Origin of the sequence: Streptomyces sp. NPDC090445 (genome assembly GCF_044769385.1) — a bacterium.
GTDB lineage: Bacteria > Actinomycetota > Actinomycetes > Streptomycetales > Streptomycetaceae > Streptomyces.
Genome location: NZ_JBIVXV010000001.1, coordinates 845,320 through 870,214 on the forward strand (window position 1 = coordinate 845,320; position 24,895 = coordinate 870,214).

At 72.3% G+C, this 24,895-nt stretch carries 18 protein-coding genes; 13 read left to right on the forward strand and 5 right to left on the reverse strand.

Features of this window, described 5'->3' with window-relative positions; translation table 11 throughout:
• Window position 1: 1 nt before the first annotated feature.
• Window positions 2-3,697 carry a nitrate reductase subunit alpha gene (locus tag ACIQUT_RS03810; protein ID WP_403558821.1) on the reverse strand — a complete coding sequence of 1,232 codons (3,696 nt, stop codon included), beginning with the start codon at window positions 3,695-3,697 and terminating at the stop codon, window positions 2-4.
• Between the two features lie 206 nt (window positions 3,698-3,903).
• Between ACIQUT_RS03810 and ACIQUT_RS03815 the strand changes: the two genes are divergently transcribed.
• The 11 genes from ACIQUT_RS03815 to narI all read left to right on the forward strand — a co-directional run bounded on the left by ACIQUT_RS03815 (window position 3,904) and on the right by narI (window position 19,132).
• Window positions 3,904-4,737, forward strand: a complete 834-nt coding sequence (locus ACIQUT_RS03815) for a DUF2249 domain-containing protein (RefSeq protein WP_403558823.1) — start codon at window positions 3,904-3,906, stop codon at window positions 4,735-4,737.
• Window positions 4,738-4,785: 48 nt separating this feature from the next.
• Entirely contained in the window at window positions 4,786-5,289 is a 504-nt protein-coding gene (locus ACIQUT_RS03820) for a hypothetical protein (RefSeq protein WP_403558825.1), read from the forward strand.
• A 292-nt stretch (window positions 5,290-5,581) separates the two neighbouring features.
• The gene (locus tag ACIQUT_RS03825; protein WP_403558827.1) at window positions 5,582-6,805 is read left to right on the forward strand and encodes a TIGR04053 family radical SAM/SPASM domain-containing protein; all 1,224 of its coding nucleotides are present in this window, start codon (window positions 5,582-5,584) and stop codon (window positions 6,803-6,805) included.
• A gap of 31 nt (window positions 6,806-6,836) precedes the next feature.
• Entirely contained in the window at window positions 6,837-9,473 is a 2,637-nt protein-coding gene (locus ACIQUT_RS03830) for a multicopper oxidase domain-containing protein (RefSeq protein WP_403558829.1), read from the forward strand.
• On the forward strand, window positions 9,473-9,919 hold the full coding sequence (locus ACIQUT_RS03835; protein ID WP_403558831.1) for a hypothetical protein: 447 nt from the start codon (window positions 9,473-9,475) through the stop codon (window positions 9,917-9,919). The genes ACIQUT_RS03830 and ACIQUT_RS03835 overlap by 1 nt, the downstream gene beginning before the upstream one ends.
• Before the next feature lie 305 nt (window positions 9,920-10,224).
• Window positions 10,225-11,436 (forward strand): MFS transporter, encoded by a 1,212-nt coding sequence (locus ACIQUT_RS03840; protein WP_403559329.1) that lies wholly within the window; start codon window positions 10,225-10,227, stop codon window positions 11,434-11,436.
• Window positions 11,437-11,474: 38 nt separating this feature from the next.
• Complete coding sequence (locus ACIQUT_RS03845) at window positions 11,475-11,951, forward strand: hemerythrin domain-containing protein (protein ID WP_403558833.1); 477 nt, start codon at window positions 11,475-11,477, stop codon at window positions 11,949-11,951.
• A gap of 269 nt (window positions 11,952-12,220) precedes the next feature.
• Entirely contained in the window at window positions 12,221-15,904 is a 3,684-nt protein-coding gene (locus tag ACIQUT_RS03850) for a nitrate reductase subunit alpha (protein ID WP_403559331.1), read from the forward strand.
• A gap of 80 nt (window positions 15,905-15,984) precedes the next feature.
• Window positions 15,985-17,697, forward strand: coding sequence for a nitrate reductase subunit beta (gene narH / locus ACIQUT_RS03855; protein WP_403559334.1), 1,713 nt, complete (start codon window positions 15,985-15,987; stop codon window positions 17,695-17,697).
• Window positions 17,694-18,365 (forward strand): nitrate reductase molybdenum cofactor assembly chaperone, encoded by a 672-nt coding sequence (gene narJ / locus ACIQUT_RS03860; RefSeq protein ID WP_403558835.1) that lies wholly within the window; start codon window positions 17,694-17,696, stop codon window positions 18,363-18,365. Before narH ends, narJ begins: the two co-directional genes overlap by 4 nt.
• Window positions 18,362-19,132, forward strand: a complete 771-nt coding sequence (gene narI, locus ACIQUT_RS03865) for a respiratory nitrate reductase subunit gamma (RefSeq protein WP_403558837.1) — start codon at window positions 18,362-18,364, stop codon at window positions 19,130-19,132. The genes narJ and narI overlap by 4 nt, the downstream gene beginning before the upstream one ends.
• Window positions 19,133-19,153: 21 nt before the next feature.
• Here narI and ACIQUT_RS03870 read toward each other — a convergent pair whose 3' ends face one another.
• From ACIQUT_RS03870 to ACIQUT_RS03880, 3 genes are all read right to left on the reverse strand, one after another.
• Complete coding sequence (locus ACIQUT_RS03870) at window positions 19,154-19,309, reverse strand: hypothetical protein (protein WP_403558839.1); 156 nt, start codon at window positions 19,307-19,309, stop codon at window positions 19,154-19,156.
• 368 nt (window positions 19,310-19,677) lie between these two features.
• Window positions 19,678-20,841, reverse strand: a complete 1,164-nt coding sequence (locus ACIQUT_RS03875) for a DNA-binding protein (RefSeq protein ID WP_403558841.1) — start codon at window positions 20,839-20,841, stop codon at window positions 19,678-19,680.
• 486 nt (window positions 20,842-21,327) lie between these two features.
• Window positions 21,328-22,302, reverse strand: coding sequence for a hypothetical protein (locus tag ACIQUT_RS03880; RefSeq protein ID WP_403558843.1), 975 nt, complete (start codon window positions 22,300-22,302; stop codon window positions 21,328-21,330).
• 239 nt (window positions 22,303-22,541) lie between these two features.
• On the opposite strand from ACIQUT_RS03880, the gene ACIQUT_RS03885 reads away from it, so the two are divergent.
• Together ACIQUT_RS03885 and ACIQUT_RS03890 are read left to right on the forward strand one after the other, a co-directional pair.
• The gene (locus ACIQUT_RS03885; RefSeq protein ID WP_403558845.1) at window positions 22,542-22,844 is read left to right on the forward strand and encodes a hypothetical protein; all 303 of its coding nucleotides are present in this window, start codon (window positions 22,542-22,544) and stop codon (window positions 22,842-22,844) included.
• Window positions 22,841-24,139, forward strand: a complete 1,299-nt coding sequence (locus ACIQUT_RS03890; protein ID WP_403558847.1) for an FAD-binding protein — start codon at window positions 22,841-22,843, stop codon at window positions 24,137-24,139. Before ACIQUT_RS03885 ends, ACIQUT_RS03890 begins: the two co-directional genes overlap by 4 nt.
• A 29-nt stretch (window positions 24,140-24,168) precedes the next feature.
• On the opposite strand, the gene ACIQUT_RS03895 is transcribed toward ACIQUT_RS03890, so the two are convergent.
• Window positions 24,169-24,819, reverse strand: coding sequence for a TetR/AcrR family transcriptional regulator (locus tag ACIQUT_RS03895; RefSeq protein ID WP_403558849.1), 651 nt, complete (start codon window positions 24,817-24,819; stop codon window positions 24,169-24,171).
• Window positions 24,820-24,895: the final 76 nt, after the last annotated feature.

Sequence of the window (24,895 nt, forward strand, 5' to 3'; positions counted from 1 at the left end):
GTCAGTACTCCACATCCTGCGAGCGACGGCGGATGACGGTGACCTCGTCGCGCTGGTTTCCGGTCGGTCCGTAGTAGTTGAAGGCGTAGGTGAACTGCGCGTACCCGCCCGCCAGATGGGTCGGCTTGAGCAGCAGCCTGGTCAGGGAGTTGTGGATGCCGCCGCGCTTGCCGCTGACCTCGGTCTTCGGCACGTTCACGTTGCGGTCCTGGGCGTGGTACATGTACACCGTGCCCTCGGGCATGCGGTGGGTGACCACGGCCCGGGCGGCGACGACACCGTTGCGGTTGTACGCCTCGATCCACTCGTTGTCCTTGACCCCGATCCTGTCGGCGTCGGCGGTGGACATCCAGATCGTCGGCCCGCCGCGGGACAGGTCGAGCATGTACTTGTTGTCCTGGTAGTTCGAGTGGATGGACCACTTCGAGTGCGGGGTCAGGTAGCGGACGGTGACCTCCGCACGGTCCTTGTCGTGCAGGTGCTCGTCGCCGTAGTGCCTGGGGGTGTTCAACGGCGGCCGGTACACGGGGAGCTGCTCGCCCAGTTCGGCCATCCAGTCGTGCTGGACGAAGAAGTGCTGCCGGCCGGTGAGGGTGTGCCAGGGCTTCTTGTGCTCGGTGTTGATGACGAACGGCGAGTAGCGGCGCCCGCCGGTCTCCGAACCCGACCACTCGTACGAGGTCATCACCGAGCGGGGCTGGGTGCGGGTGTCGGCGAACGTGATCCGGTCCGCCTCGCGCTCGGCGGCGAGTTCGACCAGGCCCTCACTGCCGGTCTGCCGCTCCAGCTCCCGGAAGCCCTCGGTGGCCAGGCGGCCGTTGGTGGTGCCGGACAGGGCGAGGATCGCCTCGCACATGTCGCTCGCGGTGGCGAGCGAGGGCCGCCCGGCGGCGACTCCGTCCCGGACGGTGCCGTTGCGGTGCCGAAGGTCTTCGATCTCCTGGTCCGGGTGGACCGTGACGCCCTTGGTGGTCGTGCCCAGCGTGTCGAGCAGCGGGCCGACGGCGCGCATCTTCTGCGCGATCGCCGCGTAGTCCCGCTCGATGACCACCAGCTTCGGCATGGTCCGCCCGGGAACCGGCTCGCACTCGCCGGCCTTCCAGTCCCGCACCACACCGCCCGGCTGGGCGAGTTCGTCCGGGGTGTCGTGCAGCAGCGGCACCGCGAGGACGTCGGTACGGGTGCCGAGGTGCTCGGCGGCCAGCTCGCTGAACCGGTCGGCGATCGTCAGGAACGTGTCGTAGTCGGTGCGGGCCTGCCAGGGCGGGGCGATCGCCGGCGTGAAGGCGTGCACGAAGGGGTGCATGTCCGTGCTCGACAGGTCGTCCTTCTCGTACCAGGTCGCCGCCGGCAGGACCACGTCGGCCATCAGGCCGGTGGACGTCATCCGGAAGTCCATGCAGACCAACAGGTCGAGCTTGCCCTCGGGGGCCTCCTCCCGCCACACCACCTCCTTCGGGCGGCCCTCGGGCGGGGTCTCCTCGGAGCGGACCGCCGCATCGGTGCCCAGCAGGTGGCGCAGGAAGTACTCGTTGCCCTTGCCGGAGGAGCCCAGCAGGTTGGCCCGCCACACGGTCAGCACGCGCGGGAAGTTGGCCGGGTCGTCGGGATCCTCGACGGCGAACCGCAGCCGCCCGGACTTCAGCTCGTCGACGACGTGCTCGGCGACCGGTCGGCCGGCCCGCGCCGCCTCGTCCGCCAGGTCGAGCGGGTTGCGGTTGAAGCCGGGGTGGCCGGGCGTCCAGCCCAGCCGCACCGCCTGCGCCAGGCAGTCCGCGAAGCCCTTGCCCTTGAACCGCCCTTCCCCCAGCGGGGAGGCCAGCTCCTCGGGCCCGAACGCCTCGTAGCGCCACTGGTCGGAGTTCAGGTACCAGTAGGAGGTGCCCGCCATGTGCCGGGTGGGCCGCTGCCAGTCGAAGGCGAACGACAGGTGCTGCTGGCCGGTGACCGGGCGGACCTTCTCCTGGCCGACGTAGTGCGCCCAGCCGCCGCCGTTGACGCCCTGGCAGCCGGTCATGGTGATCAGCGCGAGGAAGGCGCGGTAGATGGTGTCGGAGTGGAACCAGTGGTTGGTGCCGGCGCCCAGCGCGATCATGGACCGGCCGTTCGTGCGCTCGGCGTTGCGGGCGAACTCCCGGGCGATACGGGCCGCCTGCGCGGCCGGCACGGAGGTGATCGTCTCCTGCCAGGCCGGGGTGTAGGGCTCGGAGGCGTCCTCGTACGACGTCGGCCAGCTGCCCGGAAGACCCGGCCGCTCCACCCCGTACTGCGCCAGCATCAGGTCGAAGACGGTGGTGACGAGCCGTCCGCCGACACGCCGCACGGGCACCCCGCGCACCATGACCGAGCCGCCCTCCGTGCCGCCCTCGTCGAAGCGGGGCAGCGCGACCTCGGCCGTCTCCTCGGCCCGCTCCAGCAGGCTCAGTTCGGGCACGACGTCGCCGAGGTCCAGGTTCCAGTCGCCCTTCTCCTGCGCCCAGCGGAAGCCGAGCGAGCCGTTCGGCACGACCGGTTCGCCGGTGGCCGAGTCGACGAGGACGGTCTTGGACTCGGCGTGCTCCCCGTCCTGGCCCAGGTCGGCCGCCGTGAGGAAGCCGTCCGGGACCAGACCGCGCTCGTGCTCGCGCAGGGTCACCAGGAACGGGGCGTCGGTGAACGTGCGCAGGTAGTCCCGGAAATACGGCACCTCGCGGTCGACGAGGAACTCGCGCAGGATCACGTGCCCCATGGCCATGGCCAGCGCGCCGTCCGTCCCCGGGTGCGGGGCGAGCCACTCGTCGGCGTGCTTGACGTTGTCCGCGTAGTCGGGACTGACCGCGACGATCTTCGTGCCGTTGTAGCGGGTCTCGGTGAGGAAGTGCGCGTCGGGCGTGCGGGTCACGGGGATGTTGGAACCCCACATGATCAGGTAGCCCGCGTTCCACCAGTCGGCGGCCTCCGGCACGTCCGTCTGGTCGCCGAAGACCTGCGGCGAGGCCACCGGCAGGTCGGCGTACCAGTCGTAGAAGGAGAGGAGCGTGCCGCCGATCAGCGACGTGTAGCGGGCACCGGCCGCGAAGGACGCCATCGACATCGCCGGGATCGGGGAGAAGCCGGCGACGCGGTCGGGCCCGTACGTCTTGACCGTGTGCACCTGGGCGGCGGCGATCAGCTCGGACACCTCGTCCCAGTCGGCGCGCACCAGCCCGCCCTTGCCCCGGGCCCGCTTGTACGCGCGGGCCTTCGCCGGGTCGGAGGTGATCTCCGCCCAGGCCGCCACCGGGTCGCCGAGCCGCTTGCGGGCCTCGCGCCACAGCTTCAGCAGCGCCCCGCGCACGTACGGGTAGCGGACCCGGCTGGGCGAGTACGTGTACCAGGAGAACGAGGCACCGCGGGGGCAGCCGCGCGGCTCGTACTCGGGGCAGTCCGTGCCGATCGACGGGTAGTCGGTGGCCTGGTGCTCCCAGGTGATGATGCCGTCCTTGACGTACACCATCCACGAGCAGGAACCGGTGCAGTTCACGCCGTGCGTGGAACGCACCACCTTGTCGTGCGACCACCGGTCCCGGTAGAAGCCCTCCCAGTGGGGATCGCCCGTGCCGAACACCGCGCGTCCGTCGGCCGACACCTCGCTGCGCGTGAGCAGCCGGCGGGTGGCCAGCGGCCAGCCTTCACCGGTGTGCGACTTCCGTCGCCGTGCGTTCTGTTCGTTCTCCATGGCCGAAACGCTAGGTGGCCGAATCCCGGAGCACCCGGGGCCTGCGGTCCCTGCAGGAGGACCTTCCGACCCCATCCGGCCGGTCACGGCAGGGCCCATCGGCCCTGGGTAAGAGGCCCGGTCGGCCCGGTGGCCGGATGTGGCCGGTATCGCATGCTGGGCATCGATCGAACGGCCGAGCCGACCGCGACCTGCTGGAGACCGCCATGACTGTGCTCACCCTCGCCTCGGACCCCGAGGACGCCGCGGCCCTCGAAGGCGCCGAGGCGCACCACGCCCACCTGGCCGGGGAGCTGGCCGGCCGGGTGAAGATGCTGCTCATCGCCGCGGACCGCGACCCGAGCGCCGCCGAGCGGATTCGCACCGGGCTCGTGGCCTTCTGCGACCGCTCGCTGCTGCCGCACGCCGCAGCCGAGGAGGCCGCGCTCTATCCCGCCGCCCACCGCATGCCCGAGGCCCGCCTGCTCGTCGAGGGCCTCATCGGCGAACACCGGTGCCTCACCACGCTCGTCGACACCCTGCGCGCCGCACCCGGCCCGGCAGATGCGGCGGCGGACGCCCGGGCCCTGCAGGTGCTCTTCGAAGAGCACGTGGCCAAGGAGAACGGCCTCGTACTGCCGCTGCTCGCCATGGCGCCCGAGGTCTCCCTGGCGGCGCTGCTGGCGGACGCGCACCACCGGCTCGCGCACGGCACGGGCAGCGGCAGCGCACAGGAAGACCAGTACACCGAGGAAGGACAGGACATGTACGACGGGCAGATCGAGGAGACGGGCGGCTGCGGCGGAATCTGCGGTTGCGGCGGCGCGGAGGAGACGGCCGAGCCCGAACTGGATGTGAGGGAGGTTCCGCACGCCCTGCGCCACGCCACGGTGTTCGGCGCCCTGGACGCCGTGCCGGCGGGAACGGCGATGGTGCTGGTCGCCCCGCACGACCCGCTGCCGCTGCTCGCGCAGATCGAACAGCGCAGCCCGGGAGCGTTCGCCGTGGAGTACCTGGAACGCGGCCCCGAGAGCTGGCGGCTGCGGCTCAGGCACCGCTGATCGCCGTACCCGCCCCGCACACACCTGAGGAAAGAAGGAAGACACGTCATGGACGGATCACACCGTTGGGCCGGCCCCCTGCTCGGGACGGTCGGTGCGGCCCTCGCGGTCGCCGGACCGGTCATGCTGTTCCGCGCCCGCAGCGGCAGGAAGGAGATCCGCAGCGAACTGGCCGCCCAGAAGATCACCTTCCCCCGGCACGGCCTGCCCGCCGACCTTGCCGCCTACGCCGGCCGGAGCGTGGAGACCGGCCCCGAGGCGCACGCCTACGCCGAGTTCATCAACGGCAATGTCGCCCTCGCCACCGGCGGCCGCACCTACGCCGAGATCACCGCCGAGCTGCACGCCACCGGCGGCGACGACGAGAAGCTCGCCAAGCTGCGCCAGACCGCGTTCATGGGCCAGTCCCTGCGCGCCTCACTGATGTCCGCCTACCAGGCATGGCACCTCACGACCCTGGTCACCGGCCTGGGCGCGGCCCTGACCGGCCTGGGCGTCGCCCTGGTGGCCACCGCGGACACCCTGGCACCGCGCTCCCCGAACCGCTCCTGAACACGATCCCGGCCGGCCCTGCGGCACCCGCCGCGAAAAGGGACCGTCGGCCCTGTCGAAGAAGACCATCGGCCGCCGCGCCGGCCACCGCCGCCGGCGGATGCCGACGGTGACCGATCCGGAGGTATCCCGTGCACGACCACGTCGACCACCCGCAAGGCCGATTCCACCGCTGTCGTTCGCGGTGGGTGCCGCGCACGATCCGGCCCGGTCACCGTCCGGCCGCCCGCCTGGTCTGCCCTGACTCCAGGGCGGCCGGACACGGCACCCGGGTGCTCGGCAGGAACGTGCGATGAGCACCTCCGCACACGCCATCCGACGCCAGCGGCACGACGCCGGGGAACGGCCGTTCATCGTCATCTGGGAGTCCACCCGGGCCTGCCCGCTGGCCTGCCTGCACTGCCGCGCCGAGGCCGTGCCCGACCGCGACCCGCGTGAGCTGGACACCGCCGCCGCCAAGGACCTGCTGCACCAGGTGGCCGCCTTCGGGCAGCCCGCCCCGCTGTTCGTGATCACCGGCGGCGACCCGTTCCAGCGCCCCGACCTGACCGAACTCATCGCCCACGGCCGGGAGGCAGGGGTCCGGATCGCGGTGTCCCCGTCCGGTACCCCGACACTCACCCCCGAGCGGCTGCGGGAGGTGCACGCGGCGGGCGCCGTCGGGCTCTCGCTGAGCCTGGACGGCTCCACCGCCGAGATCCACGACACCTTCCGCGGCGTGCCGGGGGTGTTCCGCTGGACCCTGGACGCCTGGGGCACCGCCCGCGCCCTCGGCATGAAAGTGCAGATCAACACCACGGTCGCCCCGCACAACCTGCACGACCTCCCCGACATCGTCCGCCTGGTCGCCGAGCACGGGGCCATGCTGTGGAGCGCCTTCTTCCTGGTGCCCACCGGCCGGGGCCGAAGCCTGGGCGCCCTGACCCCGGGCGAGGTGGAGGACGTCCTCAACTTCGTCCACGACATGGGCCTGACCGTGCCCGCCAAGACCACCGAGGCCCACCACTTCCGCCGCGTCGCCCTACAGCGCCAGATCCTCGCCGCCGCCGGCGACGACCACGTGGCGGTGCTCGGACTCGGCTGGCTGTACCGGGAGCTGCGCGAGCGCGCCGCCGAGCTGGGCCTGGACGCCGGAGCGCGCCGGGTGCGGCGCCCGCCCCTGGACGTCAACGCCGGCCGCGGCTTCGTCTTCGTCTCGCACACCGGCACCGTGCACCCGAGCGGCTTCCTGCCCCTGGGCGCCGGAAGCGTGCGCGAGACACCGCTGACGGAGATCTACCGCACCTCGGAGCTGTTCACCGGTCTGCGGGACCCCGACCGGCTGGGCGGCCGGTGCGGTGCGTGCGAGTTCCGCCGGGTCTGCGGCGGCTCGCGGTCCCGTGCCTACGGCGTCACCGGCGACCCGTACGCCGAGGAGCCGTGGTGCGGTTACGTCCCCGGCTCCTTCCCCCACCGGCGGGAACTGGCCGCGCTGCTGGGCGGCGGCACCGCCACCGAGCCGCCCGCCCGCCCCTGACCGACCGCCGCCGCAGGCGGCAAGGAGCACCATGTACCGCAAGAACGACGACCCGGCCGCCGGCGGTGGCCCCCCGCCCAACAGGTTCAAGGCGTCCGGCCTGCGCAGCCGGCACCTGGCCGCCCACCTCCTGATCACGGCCTGGGCCCTGCTCGCCCTGCTGGCGGCCGCTGCCCAGGAGATACCGGTGGCCCGCTGGCTGGCCATCCACCTCTTCCTGCTGGGCGCCGCCACCACCGCCATCGTGGTGTGGACCGAGCACTTCGCCGTGGCCATGCTCCACGCCCGGCTGCCCGACCGGCGCTGGAGCAACGCCCGGCTGGCCGGTGTCAACGCCGGAGTGGTGGGCGTTCTCACCGGCGTGTGGGCCGACCTGAGCATCCTGACCGGCGTCGGCTGCGCGCTGCTGATCACCGCGATCGGCGCGCACCTGGTCGTCATGGTCCGGATGGGCCGGGGAGCGCTGGGCGGACGGCTCGCCCCCATCGCCGACTACTACCGGGCCGCGGCGGCGGCCCTGGTCATCGGCGCCGTGCTGGGCTGGCTGCTGGCCACCGGCAAGGCCGGCCCCGGGCACTACACCGGACTGAAGCCGGCCCACGTCCACGTCACCCTCCTCGGCTGGATCGGACTGCCCGTGCTGGGCACGCTGTTCATGCTCTGGCCCACCGTGCTGGGCGTGCGCATGGCCGAGCACACCACCCGGCTGGCGCGACGGGTGCTGGTCCTGACCGGGGGCGGCCTGCTGACCGCCGTCGCCGGACTGTCGGCCGGGTGGCGTCCCGCCGCCGTGGCCGGTGTCGCCGGCTATGCGGCGGGCGTCGCCATCGCGGTGCACCTGTTCGCCCGGACGGTGCGCCGACGGCCCGCGGTCTCGGCCGCCGCCGCGTGGATGCTGGCCGCCGCCGCGGGATGGCTGGTCGTCGGCGTGGCCGTGGACCTGGTGCTGCTGGCGGTACGGCCGCTCGCCGAGATCGCGGACGACGTCGGGTCCCTCGTTCCGGTCCTGCTCGTCGGGCTCGTCGCGCAGGTCCTCATCGGGGCCCTCACCTACCTGCTGCCCATCGTGCTCTCCACCGGTCCCCAGGAACGGGCCGCGCTGCGGGCCGTACTCGAACGGGGCTGGGTGCCACGGCTCGTCGTACTCAACCTCGGCGTGGCCCTGCTCGCGCTGCCGCTGCCCGCACCCTTCGCAGCGGCGGGCCTGCTGCCGGCCGGAGCGGGCGGGGCCGCGTTCCTCGCGCTGGTCGTGCGCGTGCTGCTCCGCAGCGGAAGGGGTCTCCTCCAGGACACGGACCAGGCCGCCGGTACGTCCCGTCGCCCCGTCCTGTGGGGCACCGCCGCAGGCGCCGTGGTGACCGTGCTGGCCGTGCTCGTGGCGAACAGCGGCGGGGACACGAGCGGCGGGACGAGTGCCGCCGGGACGGCGGGCGCGGGCGCCGGCACCTCCCGCACGGTCGCCGTCACCCTGGCCGACATGCGCGTCCGCCCCGCCCGGATCGAGGTCCCCAAGGGCACCGCACTGCGGCTGAAGATCACCAACACCGACGCCCAGCGCCACGACCTCAAGGTCGAGGACGGCCCCGCCACCCCGATGCTCGCCAGGGGCGACACCCGCGAACTCGACCTCGGACCCGTCACCCGGAACCGCGCGGCGTGGTGCACCCTGCCCGGGCACCGGGCCGCCGGAATGACCCTGGACATCGTGGTGAACGAGGACACGGCGCCCGGCAGCAACAGCGGACACGACGGTCACGGGGGACACACATCGGCTGCCGCCGGCACCACCGGACTGGACCTCTCCGCCGACTTCTCCCCCGGCTGGCGGGCCCGCGACGCCGAACCGGCCCCCGCGCCCGCCGCCGGCGGGACGGTCCACAAGGTCGAGCTGCACGCCGCACACACGACGGTGGAGGTGGCCCCGGGCGTGAAACAGCAGATGTGGACCTTCGGCGGCACCGCACCCGGCCCCACCCTGCACGGACAGGTCGGCGACGTCTTCGAGATCACCCTCGTCAACGACGACCGGGGCATGGGCCACGGCATCGACTTCCACGCCGGATCCCTCGCCCCCGACCGGCCCATGCGCACGATCCAGTCCGGCGAGCGCCTCGTCTACCGCTTCCGCGCCGAGAAGGCCGGAGCCTGGCTGTACCACTGCAGTACCGCACCGATGCTCCAGCACATGGGCAACGGCATGTACGGCGCCGTCGTCATCGACCCGCCCGGCCTGGCGAAGGCCGACCGCGAATACGTACTGGTCTCCTCCGCGCTCTACCTCGGCACGCCCGGCAGCCCCGCCCAGGTGGCGAAGATGCGGCAGAACACCCCGGACGCCTGGGTGTTCAACGGCGTCGCGAACCAGTATTCCAAGCAGCCCCTGAAGGTGAAGGCCGGCGAGCGGGCCCGCTTCTGGGTGGTCGCGGCCGGTCCGAGCGACGGCATCGCCTTCCACGTCGTCGGGACGGTCTTCGACACCGTGTACAAGGAGGGCGCCTACCTGGTGAAACCCGGCGACCCGGGCGGCGCACAGGTACTGGACCTGGCCACGGCGCAGGGCGGGTTCGTCGAGACGACGTTCCCCGAGGCCGGCCACTACGCGTTCGTCGACCACGACATGCGGCGCGCCGAGGCGGGAGCACACGGCATGGTGGAGGTGAGCAAGTAGTGGACACCGTCGGCTGGTGGTCCCTGGTGCGGTTCGCGCACGTGGCCGGCGCCGCCCTGTGGGTCGGCGGCCAACTGGCCCTCTCCCTGGTGGTCCTGCCGCTGGCCCGCCACCTCCTCGACCCGGAGGCCAAGGACCGCTTCACCGCCGCGGCCGGCCGCCGGTTCGGGCTGCTGACCGGAGCGGTGTTCCTGCCCGTGCAGCTGGCCACCGGCTGGGCCATGGCCTGGCACCGGGGCGTCACCTGGGCCTCCCTCGCCGAACCCGGATACGGCCGCACGCTCGCGACCAAGCTCGCCCTGTTCGTGGTGGTGATGCTCGCCGCGGCCGGACACGGCATCGCCCACGCCAAGGGCCGCTCCGACCTGGCGCGGGCCCTGGCGGTCGTCTCCCTCGTCGGATCGCTCGGCGTCGTCCTGCTCGCCACGGCCCTGCCCGCCACCTGAGCCGCAGGCCGCGGTCGCGTGGGTGATCGGGGTACCCGATGGTGGAGAGGGGGAGCGCCGGGGACGGAGGAGGGGGCCGGTCTGCCCACCGGTAGGGACTGATGGCCCATGCCGTCGCAGGGCCCGGATGCGGATCGTGGTGGTGGGACGCCTTTCCGCCGGGCACGGGGCCTGCCGGGGGCGTGCGATCCCGGTGGCGTCGTACCGCCGCGCTCAGGAAAGGGGCGGACACCATGGTCCAGCCGTTGAGGTCGAAGAGTGAGGGCTCACCCCCGGGTGCTCCGGTATCCGGCCGGGCGTGGCTGATGCTGGCCCTGGCCACGGTCGGTTTCGCCGTGAACTTCTGGGCGTGGGCCCTGCTGAGTCCGCTGGGCCCGCGGTTCAAGGACAGCCTCGACCTGTCGTCGTTCGAGCAGTCGCTGCTGGTCGCGGTGCCCGTCGTGGTCGGCTCCCTGGGACGCATCCCGGTGGGCGCGCTGACCGACCGGTTCGGCGGCCGGGTCATGTTCCCCATCGTGACGGCGATCACCATCGTTCCGGTGCTCTATCTCGGCCTGGCCGGGCACTCCTCCCTGGCCGCACTGCTGATCGGCGGGTTCTTCCTCGGCATCGGCGGCACCGCGTTCGCCGTCGGCGTGCCGTTCGTCAACGCCTGGTTCCCGCCGGAGCGGCGCGGCCTCGCCATCGGCGTCTTCGGCGCCGGCATGGGCGGCACCGCGATCAGTGCCCTGACCACGGTGAAGCTGGTCGACGCGAACAGCATGGCGACTCCGTTCCTGATCACCGCCGCGACGCTGGCCGTGTACGCCGTGGCCGCGGCGCTGCTGCTGCGCGACGCCCCCGGCCGTACCGTGCCGACCGAGCCGCTGGGACGCCGGCTTGCCGCCACCGCCCGGCTGGGCATCACCTGGCAGGCGTCCGCGCTCTACGCGGTGGCGTTCGGCGGCTACGTCGCCTTCTCCGTCTACCTGCCCACCTACCTCAAGACCGGCTACGGCCTGACCCAGGCGGACGCCGCGAACCGGATGGCCGGGTTCGTGCTCCTCGCGGTGGCGATGCGCCCGATGGGCGGCTGGCTGTCGGACCGGGTGGGCCCGGTCCGGGTGCTGGCCGGCTCTCTCGCCGTGGTCGTGGTCGGTGCGGTGGTGCAGTCGTTCACCCCGCCCCTGGCGCCGGTGGGCACCATCGCCTTCCTGGCCATGGCCGCCGCGCTCGGCGCGGCCAGCGGGGCGGTCTTCGCCCTGGTGGCCCTGCTGACCCCGGCGAGCCAGGTCGGCTCCGTCACCGGCGTGGTCGGCGCCGCCGGCGGACTGGGCGGCTTCCTGCCGCCGCTGGTCATGGGCTCCCTGTACGGGGCGTACGGAACGTACGCGGCCGGTCTCGCCCTGCTCGCGCTCGTGGCCGCCGCGGCACTGGCGTACACCCTCACCGGGGTCCGCTCCGCCGTCCGGGGCAGCGGCCGAGCGCCGCGCACCGGCCGGGGGCGGCGGCACCGCACCGCCCACACCACGGTGTGAGAACGCGGCCGGAATGACGAGGCGAAGGAGGAACACCGGTGTGTGAGTACTGCGGCTGCCAGTCCCTGGCGTCCATCGACGAACTGACCCGTGAGCACGACGAGGTCGTCCGCCTGATCAGCCACCTCCGCCCCGCCCACCAGGACGGTGACGTGGCCCGGATGGCCCGGATCGCCCGGCAGATCACGACCGTGCTCGGCCCCCACACGCAGGTCGAGGAGCACGGCCTGTTCCCCGCGATGGCCGGGGAGTTCCCCGAGCAGATCGCCGTCCTGGAGGCCGAGCACCGCCGCATCGAGTCGGTGCTGTCCGAGGCCGCCCACGGCGTCACGCCCCCGGACCCGACCTGGCCGGACCGCCTCACCGCGGCGATGGCCCTGCTGCGCGACCACATCCTCAAGGAGCAGGACGGCGTCTTCCCGGCCGCGCTCGCCCACCTCGGCACCGAGGAGTGGGAAGCGGTCGAGAAGGTCCGGGCAGAGGCGGGCAGCGCCCTGCCCGGGCAGGCTGCCTGACCTGCACGGACAGCTCATCTGACAGCCCACCGCGGCGGACCGGCCACTACAGGCGACCGGTCCGCCGCTCTTTTGGCGCAACCGCTCCGGCGCGCAGATGCTCTCCGCGGGCCGTGTTTCGCGTGACCGTGGTGCGGCTGTTGACCTTTCGGGGGATGGCGGTCATAGAGTCGTGTGCGGCCGGACTTGATCACGACTCGAACGGGCCTGCACGCCCGGGGCGGAGTGGCACGGTGGGCACGAGAAGCAGTCAGACGCGGGCGGCGGGCCTGGACGGCGAGCTGGCGCAGGCGCTGGTGCGCAGCCGCCGGTTCTTCACCCGGGCGGAGGTCTCCGAGGACCTGCGCTCGCTGCACAAGAGGGGCGGCCGACAAGCGGACGAGTTCTACCGGGACCGCTGGTCGCACGACAAGGTGGTGCGCTCCACACACGGGGTGAACTGCACCGGCTCGTGCTCGTGGAAGGTGTACGTCAAGGACGGCATCATCACCTGGGAGGCGCAGCAGACCGACTATCCGTCGGTCGGCCCGGACCGCCCCGAGTACGAGCCGCGCGGCTGCCCGCGCGGGGCGGCGTTCTCCTGGTACACGTACTCGCCGACCCGGGTCCGCTACCCGTACGTGCGGGGAGTGCTGCTGCAGATGTACCGGGAAGCCAAGCAGAGGCTGGGCGACCCGGTGGCGGCCTGGGCCGACGTCGTCTCCGACCCCGCGAAAGCACGCCGCTACAAGCGGGCGCGCGGCAAGGGCGGTCTCGTGCGGACGGGCTGGGACGAGGCGGTCGAGATGGTCGCCGCCGCGCACGTGCACACCATCAAGGAGTACGGCCCCGACCGGCTCGCCGGTTTCTCGCCGATCCCGGCGATGTCGATGGTCTCCCACGCCGCCGGGGCCCGCTTCTACTCGCTGCTCGGCGGCGTGATGCTGTCGTTCTACGACTGGTACGCCGACCTGCCGGTCGCCTCCCCGCAGGTCTTCGGCGACCAGACCGACGTACCGGAGTCGGGGGACTGGTGGGACGCCGGCTACCTGATCATGTGGGGCTCGAACCTGCCGGTGACCCGCACCCCGGACGCCCACTGGATGGCCGAGGCCCGCTACCGGGGCCAGAAGGTCGTCGCGGTGTCACCCGACTACGCGGACAACGTGAAGTTCGCCGACGAGTGGCTCGCGGCCCGGCCCGGCACCGACGGGGCGCTGGCCATGGCGATGGGGCACGTGGTCCTCAAGGAGTTCTTCGTCGACCGGCAGACACCGTATTTCACCGACTACGTCAAGCAGTACACGGACCTGCCCTTCCTGGTCACCCTCGACGAGGCCGAGGGGGAGCCGGGCACGTACGCGCCGGGCAAGTTCCTGACCGCCGCCGACCTCGGCGGTGAGGCTGCCGCGGCCGAGCACGCGGAGTTCCGGACCGTGCTGCTGGATGCGGCCACCGGGCGGCCCGTGGTGCCGAACGGCACGCTCGGCGACCGGTACGGCGATGCGGGCGCCGGGAAATGGAACCTGGACCTCGGCGACATCCGGCCCCTGCTGTCCGCCGAGGGCGGCGGCGAGGCCCCGGTCGCCGTCGCACTGCCGCGCTTCGACGCCCCCGACGGCAGCGCCGGCCGGCTGCGGCGCGGCGTGCCGGTACACCGGGTCGCCGGGCACCTGGTGACCACGGTCTACGACCTGCTGCTGGCCCAGTACGGCGTGGCCCGCGACGGTCTGCCCGGCCGGTGGCCCGCCTCGTACGACGACGCCACCCAGCCGTACACCCCCGCCTGGCAGGCCGCCATCACGGGAGTGGAGGCCGGGAAGGCCGCCCGCATCGCCCGGGAGTTCGCGGCCAACGCGGAGGAGTCCAACGGCCGCTCGATGATCATCATGGGGGCGGGGACGAACCACTGGTTCCACTCCGACACCATCTACCGGGCGTTTCTGACGCTGACCACACTGACCGGCTGCCAGGGCGTCAACGGCGGCGGCTGGGCGCACTACGTCGGCCAGGAGAAGGTGCGCCCCATCACGGGCTACTCGGCGATCGCGACGGCCGCGGACTGGAACCGGCCGGCGCGGCAGATGATCCAGACGGCGTACTGGTACCTGCACAGCGACCAGTTCCGCTACGACCCGTTCTCCGCCGACACCCTCGCCGCGGCCGGCGGGGGCGGCCCGTTCGCCGGGAAGTCCACCGCGGACGTGATCGCACAGTCGGCGCGCATGGGCTGGATGCCGTCGTACCCGACCTTCGACCGCAACCCCCTCGATCTGGCCGACGAGGCCCGGGCGGCAGGGCGTGCCGCGGGCGAGCACGTGGTGGAGGAACTCAAGGCCGGGCGGCTGCGGTTCGCCGGCGAGGACCCGGACGCCCCCGAGAACTTCCCGCGCGTACTGACGGTGTGGCGGGCCAACCTGCTCGGCTCCTCGGCCAAGGGCAACGAGTACTTCCTCAAGCACCTGCTGGGCGCCGACTCGTCCGTGCGCGCCACGGAGGCGCCGCCGGAGGCCCGGCCGCAGGACGTGGTGTGGCGGGAGGAGGCCCCCGCCGGCAAGCTCGACCTGCTGCTGACCCTGGACTTCCGGATGACCAGCACGACCGTCTACTCCGACGTCGTCCTGCCCGCCGCGACCTGGTACGAGAAGCACGACCTGTCCAGCACGGACATGCACCCCTTCGTGCACGCCTTCAACCCGGCGATCGCCCCGCCGTGGCAGACCCGTACCGACTGGGACGCCTTCCACACCCTCGCCGGGGAGTTCAGCCGCCAGGCCGCGGGACACCTCGGCGTACGGGAGGACGTGGTGGCCGCCCCGCTGCTGCACGACACCCCGGACGAACTGGCCACCCCGCACGGCCGGGTCCGCGACTGGAAGGCGGGCGAGTGCGAACCCGTGCCCGGCCGCACGATGCCCAAGCTGGTCACGGTCGAGCGTGACTACGGCGCCGTCGCCGAGAAGATGGGCGCTCTCGGCCCGCTGCTGGACAGCCTGGGCGCCACGACCAAGGGCGTCACCTTCAGGCTGGAGCGCGAGCTGGACCAGCTGCGGCACAAGAACGGCACCGTACGCGGCGGAGTGGCCGACGGACGGCCGTCGATCGCCCGCGACGTACACGCCTGCGAGGCGATCCTCGCCATGTCGGGCACCACCAACGGCCATCTGGCGACCCAGGGCTTCCGCACCGTGGAGGCACGCACCGGCACCCGGCTGGCCGATCTGGCCGCCGAGCACGAGGGCAAGCAGATCACCTTCGCGGACACCCAGGCCGCACCCGTGCCGGTCATCACCTCCCCGGAGTGGTCCGGATCGGAGACGGGCGGGCGCCGCTACTCGCCGTTCACCGTCAACGTCGAGCGCCTCAAGCCCTGGCACACCCTCACCGGGCGGCAGCACTTCTACCTCGACCACGACTGGATGGCCGCACTGGGCGAACAACTTCCCGTCTTCCGGCCCCCGTTGAACATGCACGCCCTGTTCGACGAGCCCCGGATCGGCGACACCGGCGAACTCGGCGTGACCGTGCGCTACCTCACCCCGCACAACAAGTGGTCGATCCACTCCGAGTACCAGGACAACCTGTTCATGCTCTCCTTGTCCCGGGGCGGTCCGACGATCTGGATGAGCACGCAGGACGCGGCGAAAGCCGGGGTCGAGGACAACGACTGGGTCGAGGCGGTCAACCGCAACGGCGTCGTCGCCGCCCGCGCGATCGTCTCGCACCGCATGCCGGAAGGCACGGTCTACATGCACCACGCCCAGGACCGCCTGATCGACGTGCCCCGCACGGAGACGACGGGCCGCCGGGGCGGCATCCACAATTCCCTCACCCGTCTGCTGATCAAACCCAGCCACCTGATCGGCGGCTACGCACAGCTGTCGTACGCCTTCAACTACCTCGGCCCGACCGGAAACCAGCGCGACGAGGTCACGGTCATCCGCCGCCGTTCCTCCCAGGAGGTGGAGTACTGATGCCCCGTGGCGAAGCCACCGTCGGACCCCGCGGCGGAGCCACCGTCGAACCCCGCGGCGGAGCCGCCATCGGACGGGTGATGGCCCAGATGGCGATGGTGATGAACCTCGACAAGTGCATCGGCTGCCACACCTGCTCGGTCACCTGCAAACAGGCGTGGACCAACCGCACCGGCGTCGAATACGTCTGGTTCAACAACGTCGAGACCCGGCCCGGCCAGGGCTATCCGCGCCGCTACGAGGACCAGGAGACGTGGCGCGGCGGCTGGGAGCTGAACAAGCGCGGCAACCTCGCGCTGAAGGCCGGCGGCCGGTTCAAGAAGCTGATCACGATCTTCTCCAACCCGGTCCTGCCCGTGCTCGACGACTACTACGAGCCCTGGACGTACGACTACGAGACCCTGACGAACGCACCCCTGCAGGAGCACACCCCGGTCGCCCGTCCCAAATCCCTGATCACCGGCAAGGACATGAAGATCGCCTGGTCGGCGAACTGGGACGACGACCTCGGCGGCTCGGCCGCGACCGGCGAGAAGGACGTCCTGCTGAACGAGGTCTCGGAGAAGGTCAAGCTCGAATTCGAGCAGACCTTCATGTTCTACCTGCCGCGGATCTGCGAGCACTGCCTCAACCCGTCCTGCGCGGCCTCCTGCCCCTCCGGCGCCATCTACAAGCGCACCGAGGACGGCATCGTCCTCGTCGACCAGGACCGCTGCCGCGGCTGGCGGATGTGCGTCACGGGCTGCCCGTACAAGAAGGTCTACTTCAACCACCGCACCGGCAAGGCCGAGAAGTGCACCTTCTGCTTCCCCCGCGTCGAGGTCGGCCTGCCCACCGTCTGCTCGGAGACCTGCGTCGGCCGCCTGCGCTACATCGGCCTCGTCCTCTACGACGCCGACCGCGTCCTGGAAGCCGCCTCCACCCCGGACGACACCGACCTGTACGAGGCACAGCGGCAGGTCTTCCTCGACCCGCACGACCCGCAGGTCGTCGCCGCGGCGGAGAAGGCGGACATCCCGCGGGACTGGATCGAGGCCGCCCAGCGCTCCCCGATCCACACGCTGATCAACACCTACAAGGTCGCCCTCCCGCTGCACCCGGAGTACCGCACCCTCCCCATGGTCTGGTACATCCCCCCGCTGTCCCCGGTCGTCGACGCCGTCCGCGACACCGGCCGGGACGCCGAGGACCACCGCAGCCTCTTCGCCGCCGTCGAGGCCCTGCGCATCCCCGTCGACTACCTCGCCCGACTGTTCACCGCGGGCGATCCGGCCCCGGTGGACGCCGTGCTGCGCCGCCTCGCGGCCATGCGCTCCTACATGCGCGACATCAACCTCGGCCGCGAACCCGACGCCGCCATCCCCGAGGCGGTCGGCATGGGCGAGGAGCAGATGTACGACATGTACCGGCTCCTGGCCCTGGCCAAGTACGACGAGCGGTACGTCATCCCGCCCGCCCACGCCGAACAGGCCCACCGGCTGGAGGAACTGGCCACCGAGTGCAGCCTCGACTACGAGGGCGGCCCCGGCATGGGAGGGGCCGGGCAGGCGGGAGGCTCCGGCCCCTTCGGCGAGGCCTCCGGCGGCGCCGCACCCATCGCGGTCGAGAACTTCCACGCCCTGCGCAACCGCCAGACCTCCGACACCCCCGCCACCCCCACCGACAAGGCCACCCGCGTCAATCTCCTCAACTGGGACGGCAAGGGCTCCCCACCAGGCCTGTTCCCCGACCGCCCGTCCGGCGGCAAAGGCACCGACGCAGAGAGCGGCGGAAAGGCCGAGCCGCAACCATGACAAGGAAGACCCCCCGCACAGCCCGCGGCCCCCGGCCCTGGCACCCCCACGCCTGGCAGGCCCAGTCCCTGCTGCTCGCCTACCCCGACGAGCAGTTCGAGCAGCATGTAACCCTCGTCGGCCGGGTTGCCGCGGCCGCCGGCCTGCCGGAGCCGGTTGCCGGCCCCCTGCTCCGCTTCACCGCCCACGCCGGGCAGACGGCCACCGCCGACCTGGCCGCCGCGTACGTGGCCACCTTCGACCACCGCAAGCGCTGCTGCCCGTACCTGACGTACTACGCCCACGGCGACAGCAGGAAGCGCGGCATGGGCCTGCTCCGGCTGAAGCAGACCTACGCCGCGGCCGGATGGCGCCTGGGCGACGACGAACTGCCCGACCACCTCGCCGTCGTCCTCGAATTCGCCGCGACCGACCCGGAAGCCGGACACCGCCTGCTCACCGAACACCGCGCCGGCCTGGAACTGCTGCGCCTGGCCCTGAACGACGACGGCTCGCCCTGGGCGTCCGTACTGGACTCCGTCTCGGCCACCCTGCCCCCGCTCGCCGGCGACCAGCGCGAAGCCGTCAGGCGTCTCGCCGTGCAGGGCCCGCCCGAGGAGCAGGTCGGCCTCGACGCGTACGCATCCCCGGTATTCCTGCCCGACCCCGTCGTAGGAGGTCCCCGATGACCGCTCCCGCGCAGCCCCTCACCCTGGCGGCAGAGACAGGCACCGGCGGCATCCTGCTCTGGGTCGTCCTGCCCTACGTCGCCCTGGCCGTCTTCGTCCTCGGCCACGTCTGGCGCTACCGCTACGACAAGTTCGGCTGGACCACCCGATCCTCCCAGCTGTACGAGCGGCGCCTGCTGCGCATCGGCAGCCCGCTGTTCCACTTCGGCATCCTCGTCGTGCTCCTCGGCCACATCGGCGGCCTCGTCATCCCCAAGAGCTGGACCGAAGCGGCCGGGGTCAGCGAGCACACGTACCACATCGGCGCGGTCGTCCTCGGCACGATCGCGGGCGTCGCCACGCTCGGCGGACTGGCCATCCTGGTCTACCGGCGCCGCACCGTCGGCCCGGTCTTCTCCGCCACCACCCGCAACGACAAGGCCATGTACGCCTCCCTGACCGTCACCATCGTCCTCGGCCTGGCCGCCACGGTGGCCGCGAACGTCGTCGGCGGGGGATACGACTACCGCGAGACCATCTCCCCCTGGTTCCGCTCCATCTTCTGGTTCCAGCCCGACCCGGCCCTGATGGCCGGAGCCCCGGTGCTGTTCCGACTGCACGCGATCAGCGCCCTGCTGCTGTTCGCGGCGTGGCCCTTCACCCGCCTCGTGCACATGCTCACCGCACCGCTGGGCTACCTGACCCGCCCCTACATCGTCTACCGCAGCCGCGACACCCGGCTCGGCACCCGCCCTCCGCGCCGAGGCTGGGAACGCGTCGGCTCATGACCGAACAGCCCAGACGGACGGTCAGTCCTCAGCCGACTCGAACTCCTCGGCCGCGCCGACCTGAGCCGGGATCTCCAGGTGGGTGCATCGGGTCAGACCGTTCCCGGTACTGATCCACCCCTGCTGATGACAGCGGGTGCAGGTGGCGATCACGGTCTTGTCGAACGTGCGCTTCACGGAAAGCGCGTCGAAGTCGCGGTCGAAGTCGCCGGTCCACTGGGCACCAAGGGTGTGGAGAGCGGGAACGGGGCGCCCGGGCGCTGCCGCCGCGCGAGGCCCAGGAGCGGTTCATGACGCGGATCGGCTCCGAGCAGCTCACGCAGCTCACACAGTGTGAGTCGAGCAGCAGGGCGTGCGAGACCGCGGTCAGGTCTCGGCCACCTGGCCCTGGACGCCGATGCTGCTGACGGTCCGGCCCAGGTGCCGTCATCCTTGATCTCCCGGTAGAGCGCGCTGAGCCTTCGGGCTTCCTCGGAGGCGTCGTGCACGCCCGTACGGATCGAATCCGGCCGTACTCCCAGTGCTGTTGGGCGCCCGGGACGTACTCAGCCGCCGAGCAGCCGCTGAAGTGCGTCCGACGTGAGGCGTGCCTCCTTGGCGGCTGCTCCCGCGTCGAAGCCGATGCCCTCGGCTGACAGGACGTCGGCGGGAGAGTCCGTGCGTGTGCGGTCGGTCCACCGGAAGCCGGGGCTGACGCGTCCCGCAGCGTTGAGGACGCGCCAGGCGTTGGGGCACCGGCCGCACGTGGCCAGGTGGGTGCCCACCGGCACCGCATGGCTGCGGATCACGGTCGCCACGTCCCCGTAGGTCGTCCACCGCCCGGCGGGGACGGCGTTCAGGAGGGTGTGCAGGCCCGCCCAGTCCTTGCTGGTGCCGCCCAGCTGCTTGGCCAGGCTCGCGAGGCTGGTGCCGGCCAGTGCCCCCCACTCGTCGGGGTCGACGGTGTCCGGCACGTGGGCCGTGTCGACGTCCCACCAGGTGGTGCCCTGTATGCCGTCGGCCTTGCGGCCGGTCACGCCGGTGAAGATGTGGTTGGCGAGTCCGGTCGGGGTGTACGGCCTGCCGTCGGCCTTCCACGTCAGCGGCTTGGCGGTGTTGTTGTTCCAGGTGACACTTGCTCGGCTGCCGTCCTCATCCACCCAGGACAGGATCGCCTCGCGAATGGCTTCGGTCACTCCGCGCCTCGGCGTCAGCCTGAGCAGGGTTCCGTCCGGGAGCAGTCCGGCGCCGACGATGACGTGCACGGCGTTCTGGGCACGCGAGCGCTCTTCCAGCTTCAGGGCGGCCGCCTTCGCCTCGATCCGGGCCGGCGCGAGGGTGAACTCCTCCACCTCCGGGGTGGGGTAGACCTTCGTGAACCCGGCGACGAGCCGGTCGTTCACCTTCCAGAGGCCCACCTGGACGAGGTCGATGTCGAGGTTCATCTCGGACAGCCAGACCACGGTGTGGGTGACCTGCTTCGGGAAGCCGGCGGCGGTGATCACCTGCCTGGGGCGTTGGAGCAGTTCCGGACTCCACTCCCCGTCCACGTGGTCGAGGAGGCGCTGCCGGCACTCTTCGACTTCGAGGCCCTCGCCCCGGCCCGCCAGGAAGCCGTGGTGCGCCTGGGCCAAGGTGTCGAGGTCGAACCGGGACACCAGGGCGGCGTACGTGATCGCCTGGAGGTGTACGTCGCGGTCGGCCGTTCCCCGCTTCAGCTCGACCACCACCAGGCGGCCGGTGGCGTCCCGCCGGACGCGTTCGCACGCCGACCGTCCCGAGCCTATGGGCGGGGTGTGCCCCGGGTCAGTTCCTTTGCGCAGGAGCGCCTGCATTCCGTGCTGCGGTGCCGCCGGACTCCGGCGTCGATCCGCACGGTGGGTTCGAGGAACATCCCCGTGTCGGACGGCGGGCCGTCGATGTCCAGGCGGCGCCCGCCGAACTCGACGCGGGCACCCTTGGCCACTGCGTCACGCAGGCACGCGAAGCAGTGAGAAGCGCTCGATGACGGGCGCCATGGCCGCCGCCGCCCGGCACGGCGGCGGCCATACCACCGGGATCGTCCCCCGCCGCTGGTCCACAAGGCCGACCACGCCATCGATCGGCTCCTTGCGGTCGACGGACGGTCCACGCGCAAACAGACTCCGCTTCGAACCATCCCTGCACAGCAGGGCCGCTTGCCTCGTCCTCGATGGGGAACCGGTGGCCGGCCGGCGTCAGGCGGCCCAGGGAGCCATCGGGTACCAGATCAGGTCGCGGCGGGCCAGGATCCGCACGTCCCAGTAGAGCAGCATGAAAATCCCGGCCGCGATGAACGCCGCCGCCATCACGGCGGACATCCGGCTGGGCCGCTCCGTGAACCACCGGTTCAGCCGGTCGCCGAACACCAGCGACACCACCACGAACAGCGCCGCGACGATCAGGATGTTGCCGAGTGTCTGGGCGCTGAACGCCACCGCGCCATACAGCGGGTTCTGGCTCTGCGCCGTGTCCCGGAACAGCTGACGGAACAGGCCGAACGGGCGCCCGATCAGGAACGCGCCGATGAACGCGCCCATCACGACCATCGGCGCGTTCGGGAAGCGACGGGTCAGCCGGGCCAGCGGGTCACGGACCAGACCGGCCGCCGCCAGCCCCAGGTAGGTCATGGCCAGCCCCAGCAGCCCGTAGACGACCATCGCCTGGATCAGCCGCGGCGAGAACCCGGCGCCCGACGACGCCGTGGCGGACTGCGGCATCCCGCTGCCGGCGAGCGCGGCGATCACGCCGTACGCCGCGGACACCGCGACGGCGCCGAGCGCCAGGTAGCCCAGCGGCTTCAGCAGCCCGGCGATCCGCCCGCGGCGGGTCGTCTTCTGTCCGGCCAGCGGGGCCATCGCGCTGAACACGGCGACGTTGCAGGCGGTGAAGGTGCCGCCGATGCCGGTCGCCAGGGCGAAGGCGACACCTGCCAGGGCGCCGGAGATCGGCGCGTCCTTGGCCGGGTGGCCGAGCAGGGTGTCGGCCACCGTCCCCGCGATGATCTTGTCGACGAACTCCGCCGACCAGACCACGGTGAGCGCGAACCCGAACACCGCGCCGAGCAGCAGCACCAGGGCGCGGCGGCGCGGCACATGGCCGTTGAAGAAGAACGAGGGCGAACGATGCGAGGCCGTTGGCCGCGAGGTCGGAGGATGCGCGAGCTGAGCCATGGGGGCGTCCCTTCAGCGAGGCGTCGGCAGTGCTGACAAGCTAAGGGCGGGACCGCGTCGCCGGTCGGCGCGGCGGGCAACAGCGCACATCCGAAGAAGCAGCCCACGCCCCGCACGGATCCAGGGCCGGAAGGCAGTCTGGAATATGGCCCGCCGCCCGTCCGGATCGGCAGGATGGGGGCGAGGACCCGATCACGCCGATCACCCCGACCACGCCAACCGCACACCGTGGAGCAAGCATGGGCAACGCCTTCGTCGTCCGGTACGAGATGCGTCCGGAGACCGCGGACGAGAACCAGGCCGTCATCGAGAAGGTCTTCGAGGACCTGGCGGAACGAGCCCCCGAGGGCCTGAGCTACGCGTCCTTCCGGCTGGCCGACGGTGTCACGTTCGTCCACATCGCCATCACCGAGGACGGCTCCGAGGGCCTGGCCGTCTCCCCGGCGTTCCAGGAGTTCCAGAAGGGCTTCGGCGACCGGGCGGCCGGGCCTCCGGTGGCGGGCGGCGCCACCCTGGTGGGGGCGTACGGGTTCACGCTGTGATCGGACTGCCGTCGGGCGCCGTCGTGCCGCCGTCGGAGCTGCGCGGAGTGCTCAGCACCCGGGAGAGTGATCTCGCCGCCGCGGCCCGGGACTTCGGCAACCTGGTGCAGCTGCGCCCGCGTGCCGTGCTGTTCCCCGCCGACGCCGCAGATGTCGCGGCGATCGTCCGGTTCGGCCGCGCGAACGGCCTCCCCGTGGTGCCCCGGGGGACCGGCCACGCGGTGGACGGCCAGGCCCAGGCCCCCGGCGGCATCGTCGTCGACCTGACGTCGCTCGGGCGCGTCCGCGCACCGGACGACCGGAACCTCATCAGCGTCGACGCCGGGGCCACGTGGCAGGCGGTCGCCGAGGCGACGCTGCCGCGGGGCCTCGTCCCGCCCGTGCTGCCCGACCACCTCGGGCTGACGGTCGGCGGAACGCTGGCGGCCGGCGGCTTCGGCGGATCGAGCCACCGGCACGGCAGCGTGTCCGACCAGGTCCGCGAACTCGACGTGGTCACCCCGGGCGGAGAACTGCGCACCTGCTCCCCGGCCCGGGACCGCGCCCTGTTCGACGCGGTGCGGGGCACCCAGGGCCAGTACGGCATCATCACCCGCGCCACGCTGGGCCTGCACCCGGCCGGCCGCACGGCCCTCCGGCACCGGATCGGCTGCCCGGACCCCGGCACCCTGCTCGCCGCCCAGGTGCGCCTGGCCGCCGGGGGGCGCTTCGACCACATCCTCGGCTCGGCCGTCCACGTGCCCGGGCGGGGCTGGCAGTTCGTCCTGGAGGCCGTGGCGGTGTTCACCCCGCCGCAGGCCCCGCCGCCGCTGCCCGGGATCCGGCCGGCGCACGGTTCGGCCCCGGAGACCGACACCCTGCCGTACGCCGACTACCTCGGCCGTCTCGCCCCGTTCGAACGGCAGTTGCGGGCCACCGGATCCTGGCAGCACCATCCGCACCCCCGGTGCAATGTGCTGCTGCCCGGCCGGCATGCCGCCGGGATCATCGCCGACACGCTTGCGGGGCTCGGCCCGGAGGACATCGGCGAGAGCGGCAGCGTCATCGTCTACCCGATCCCCAACCGGCGGCTGCGCGCCCCGCGGCTACCGAGGGCCCGCGGGATCACTTCGGTCCTGTTCGGCCTCCAGCGCACCGCGCCCCCCGACGACCCGGCCACGCTCCGGCGCATGCGCGAGGGCAACGCCCGGCTGCTGGCCCGCGCCCTGAGTGTCGGGGGAGCCCCGTACAGCGCCCGCACCCCCCACCACGACGCGCGCATCACGGGCGGCACCGCCGGCATCACCTGGCCGTGAGCCCGTGAGCCCGTGAGCCCGTGAGCCCATCAGCCCATGAGCACCCGGACCGTGGTGTCCACCACGTGCGCGGCGAGTCGGTCGATGGTGCCGCGGTCCTGCCAGGCCAGTGGGCCGCGGGTGGCCAGGTCGGCGAAGCCGTGCACAGACGACCAGCAGACCCATTCCGCGTTCACCCGCCGCTCCGGCGACATCGCACCGGCCCTGACCATCGTGTCGAGCGCGTCGACGAGCAGTTGGTACGGCGGAGCCACCCGGTCCGCCAGCGTGGCCGGCGGGGCTCCGGCCCGGGAGTCGTCGGGGGTGAGGATCGCGAGCTCGAACCAGCCGGGCTCCGAGAGCGCGAACTCGATGTAGCCGAGCCCGACTCCGTGCAGGTTCCGCACCGACTGCGCCACCGGGTCCGGGCCGACCGTGGCGCGCAGCGCCTCCATCCGGTCGAGCATCGCCCGGGCGAGCTTGTCCTGGGCCTCGGCCGCGACGCCGAGTACCAGCGCCTGGTGATCGGCGAAATGCCGGTAGGCGGCATTGGGCGTGACGCCCACGGCGCGGGTGACGCTCCGCAGCCCGAGTGCCGCGGACCCGCCTTCGCGTGCGAGTTTCAGGCCCGCGTCCACCAGTGCGGCCCGCAGGTCGCCGTGGTGGTACGGGCGGGTCTCGGCGGGTCTCCCCTTGGCCATCGTGTATCGCTCCCTCCGTGCCGGAGTATACAGGGTGAACATAGCCGAGACCTGCGGTTTGTGGAGCCGGGGAAGG

What these genes read in the sequence shown, in the direction of transcription:
- narJ (WP_403558835.1), top strand. Translation starts at nt 17,694, where the DNA reads ATGACAAGGAAGACCCCCCGCACAGCCCGCGGCCCCCGGCCCTGGCAC.
- ACIQUT_RS03895 (WP_403558849.1), bottom strand. Translation starts at nt 24,819, where the DNA reads ATGGCCAAGGGGAGACCCGCCGAGACCCGCCCGTACCACCACGGCGAC.
- narI (WP_403558837.1), top strand. Translation starts at nt 18,362, where the DNA reads ATGACCGCTCCCGCGCAGCCCCTCACCCTGGCGGCAGAGACAGGCACC.
- ACIQUT_RS03840 (WP_403559329.1), top strand. Translation starts at nt 10,225, where the DNA reads ATGCTGGCCCTGGCCACGGTCGGTTTCGCCGTGAACTTCTGGGCGTGG.
- narH (WP_403559334.1), top strand. Translation starts at nt 15,985, where the DNA reads ATGGCCCAGATGGCGATGGTGATGAACCTCGACAAGTGCATCGGCTGC.
- ACIQUT_RS03820 (WP_403558825.1), top strand. Translation starts at nt 4,786, where the DNA reads ATGGACGGATCACACCGTTGGGCCGGCCCCCTGCTCGGGACGGTCGGT.
- ACIQUT_RS03810 (WP_403558821.1), bottom strand. Translation starts at nt 3,697, where the DNA reads ATGGAGAACGAACAGAACGCACGGCGACGGAAGTCGCACACCGGTGAA.
- ACIQUT_RS03880 (WP_403558843.1), bottom strand. Translation starts at nt 22,302, where the DNA reads ATGGCTCAGCTCGCGCATCCTCCGACCTCGCGGCCAACGGCCTCGCAT.
- ACIQUT_RS03825 (WP_403558827.1), top strand. Translation starts at nt 5,582, where the DNA reads ATGAGCACCTCCGCACACGCCATCCGACGCCAGCGGCACGACGCCGGG.
- ACIQUT_RS03885 (WP_403558845.1), top strand. Translation starts at nt 22,542, where the DNA reads ATGGGCAACGCCTTCGTCGTCCGGTACGAGATGCGTCCGGAGACCGCG.
- ACIQUT_RS03815 (WP_403558823.1), top strand. Translation starts at nt 3,904, where the DNA reads ATGACTGTGCTCACCCTCGCCTCGGACCCCGAGGACGCCGCGGCCCTC.
- ACIQUT_RS03830 (WP_403558829.1), top strand. Translation starts at nt 6,837, where the DNA reads ATGTACCGCAAGAACGACGACCCGGCCGCCGGCGGTGGCCCCCCGCCC.